This is a genomic window from Acinetobacter sp. YH12144 (assembly GCF_013418345.1).
Lineage (GTDB): Bacteria > Pseudomonadota > Gammaproteobacteria > Pseudomonadales > Moraxellaceae > Acinetobacter > Acinetobacter amyesii.
Genome location: NZ_VPCD01000051.1, coordinates 1 through 3,201, shown reverse-complemented (window position 1 = coordinate 3,201; position 3,201 = coordinate 1). Strand labels below are relative to the sequence as shown.

Annotated in this window: 1 rRNA gene; it reads right to left on the bottom strand. The window is 49.2% G+C overall.

Annotation, left to right across the window (positions count from 1 at the left end):
• Nucleotides 1-19: 19 nt before the first annotated feature.
• Nucleotides 20-2,913: ribosomal RNA gene (locus FTU79_RS16290) — 23S ribosomal RNA — on the bottom strand.
• Between the last annotated feature and the right edge of the window lie 288 nt (nt 2,914-3,201).

The window sequence follows — 3,201 nt, the reverse complement described above, 5'->3', positions numbered from 1 at the left end:
ACAACTGTTTGGGTGTTGTATAGTCAAGCCTCACGAGCAATTAGTATTGGTCAGCTTCATGCGTCACCGCACTTCCACATCCAACCTATCAACGTCGTAGTCTTCAACGGCTCTTTAGTGGACATAAAGTCCAAGGGAAATCTTATCTTGAGGTAGGCTTCCCGCTTAGATGCTTTCAGCGGTTATCCCTTCCGAACATAGCTACCCGGCGATGCGACTGGCGTCACAACCGGTACACCAGAGGTTCGTCCACTCTGGTCCTCTCGTACTAGGAGCAGATCCTCTCAAATTTCCAGCGCCCACGGTAGATAGGGACCGAACTGTCTCACGACGTTCTAAACCCAGCTCGCGTACCTCTTTAAATGGCGAACAGCCATACCCTTGGGACCTGCTTCAGCCCCAGGATGAGATGAGCCGACATCGAGGTGCCAAACACCGCCGTCGATATGAACTCTTGGGCGGTATCAGCCTGTTATCCCCAGAGTACCTTTTATCCGTTGAGCGATGGCCCTTCCATACAGAACCACCGGATCACTAAGACCTACTTTCGTACCTGCTCGACTTGTGGGTCTCGCAGTTAAGCGCGCTTTTGCCTTTATACTCTACGCGTGATTTCCGACCACGCTGAGCGCACCTTCGTACTCCTCCGTTACTCTTTAGGAGGAGACCGCCCCAGTCAAACTACCCACCAGACATGGTCCTCGTCCCGGATAACGGGACAGAGTTAGAACCTCAATATTACCAGGGTGGTATTTCAAGATTGGCTCCACCGAAACTAGCGTCTCGGTTTCAAAGCCTCCCACCTATCCTACACAAGTAAGATCAAAGTTCAATGTCAAGCTGCAGTAAAGGTTCACGGGGTCTTTCCGTCTAGCCGCGGGTACACCGCATCTTCACGGCGATTTCGATTTCACTGAGCCTCTGCTGGAGACAGCGCCCCCATCATTATGCCATTCGTGCAGGTCGGAACTTACCCGACAAGGAATTTCGCTACCTTAGGACCGTTATAGTTACGGCCGCCGTTTACTGGGGCTTCGATCAAGAGCTTCGCTTACGCTAACCCCATCAATTAACCTTCCAGCACCGGGCAGGCATCACACCCTATACGTCCACTTTCGTGTTTGCAGAGTGCTATGTTTTTAATAAACAGTTGCAGGGGCCTGGTTTCTGTGGCTGCTCTCAGCTCAGGAAGCAAGTTCCATCACCAAAAGCAGCGTACCTTCTCCCGAAGTTACGGTACCATTTTGCCTAGTTCCTTCAGCAGAGTTCTCTCAAGCGCTTTGGTCTACTCGACCTGACCACCTGTGTCGGTTTCGGGTACGATTCCAGTGTAACTGAAGCTTAGAGACTTTTCCTGGAAGTATGGTATCAGCCACTTCACTGTACAAGTACAGCTTGCTGTCAGATCTCAGCATAGAGTACCCCGGATTTGCCTAAGATACATGCCTACTTCCTTTCACCTGGACAACCAACGCCAGGCTGACTTAACCTTCTCCGTCCTCTCATCGCATTACACTGAAGTATTGGAATATTAACCAATTTCCCATCGACTACGCCTCTCGGCCTCGCCTTAGGGGTCGACTCACCCAGCCCCGATTAACGTTGGACTGGAACCCTTGGTCTTTCAGCGAACGGGTTTTTCACCCGTTTTGTCGTTACTCACGTCAGCATTCGCACTTCTGATACCTCCAGCAGACTTCTCAATCCACCTTCATCGGCTTACAGAACGCTCCCCTACCACTTACACTAATGTGTAAATCCGCAGCTTCGGCATATAGTTTTAGCCCCGTTACATCTTCCGCGCAGGCCGACTCGACTAGTGAGCTATTACGCTTTCTTTAAAGGGTGGCTGCTTCTAAGCCAACCTCCTAGCTGTCTATGCCTTCCCACATCGTTTCCCACTTAACTATAATTTTGGGGCCTTAGCTGGCGGTCTGGATTGTTTTCCTCTTGACTACGGACGTTAGCACCCGCAGTCTGTCTCCCGGATAGTACTCATTGGTATTCGGAGTTTGCATCGGTTTGGTAAGTCGGGATGACCCCCTAGCCGAAACAGTGCTCTACCCCCAATGGTATTCGTCCGAGGCGCTACCTAAATAGCTTTCGGGGAGAACCAGCTATCACCGAGTTTGATTAGCCTTTCACCCCTATCCACAAGTCATCCCCTGGCTTTTCAACGACAGTGGGTTCGGTCCTCCAGTTAGTGTTACCCAACCTTCAACCTGCTCATGGATAGATCACCCGGTTTCGGGTCTACACCCAGCAACTAAACGCCCTATTAAGACTCGATTTCTCTACGGCTCCCCTAATCGGTTAACCTTGCTACTGAATGTAAGTCGCTGACCCATTATACAAAAGGTACGCAGTCACCAAACAAGTTGGCTCCCACTGCTTGTATGCATGCGGTTTCAGGATCTATTTCACTCCCCTCACAGGGGTTCTTTTCGCCTTTCCCTCACGGTACTGGTTCACTATCGGTCAGTCAGGAGTATTTAGCCTTGGAGGATGGTCCCCCCATATTCAGACAAGGTTTCACGTGCCTCGCCCTACTCGACATCATTATCTAAGCCCTTTCGCGTACAGGACTATCACCTACTATGGTCGCACTTCCCAGAGCGTTCCACTAAAGCTTAGATAACTTAATGGGCTTTTCCCCGTTCGCTCGCCGCTACTGAGGGAATCTCAATTGATTTCTTTTCCTAAGGGTACTGAGATGTTTCACTTCCCCTCGTTCGCCTCATAAACCTATGTATTCAGTTTATGATACCCGCCTTATAGCGGGTGGGTTTCCCCATTCAGAAATCTCCGGATCACAGGATATTTGCCGCCTCCCCGGAGCTTATCGCAGGCTATTACGTCTTTCATCGCCTCTGACTGCCAAGGCATCCACCACATGCACTTAATTACTTGACTATACAACCCCAAACAGTCGCCCATCTCCTACAAGTGAAGATGTTGCGTTGCGAACTTAATCGCCACAGTTAGAGTCTCGTGAACTTAATCACTGTACAGCTTCAATTAGATTCATATACCAAAACGCTTGATTCAGTTAATTTCGCTAGTAACTCATTTCATTCAACTTTCACAATTGCTTGTTAGGTTAAATCAAACGAGTATGAACAAATTATTTCAACTCAAATATATTCTGTTAATGATTTTTCCAGCCTTCGTCAGGTCAGGAAACTGTGATAAATCACAGAG